Source organism: Aquabacterium parvum, assembly GCF_001447195.1.
Classification (GTDB): Bacteria; Pseudomonadota; Gammaproteobacteria; order Burkholderiales; family Burkholderiaceae_C; genus Aquabacterium; species Aquabacterium parvum.
In genome coordinates, this window is sequence record NZ_LFRI01000043.1 from 1 (window position 1) to 273 (window position 273).

Consider the following 273-nt stretch of genomic DNA (forward strand, 5'->3'; position numbering starts at 1 on the left):
TATGTCGCCACCCGACCTTGAAAAGGAAAGCCCCGAGTCCTGGTCAGAGGAGTTCGGGGCTGATGGAATCGAGACGCTACCCAGGCGGGTTGATCGGTACGGTAAGGCAAAGAGTCGTGCGCTCGATGTAGCGCAGGTTATCGGCGACCACGTTGAAGGTCAAGAAACGCTTCACCAGCGGCTCACCACTTGCGGTGACTACCTGCTGTTCCGGCACTACTTCACCATCGACGCTGTGAGGCTGCATGCGGCCAGCTTCTGCATGAAGCACCT

At 58.2% G+C, this 273-nt stretch carries 1 protein-coding gene; it reads right to left on the reverse strand.

From position 1 onward, the window contains the following. Window positions 1–76: 76 nt before the first annotated feature. Window positions 77–273: hypothetical protein (locus ABG80_RS22320; RefSeq protein WP_235513701.1), on the reverse strand; the 197-nt coding region annotated here is incomplete at its 5' end.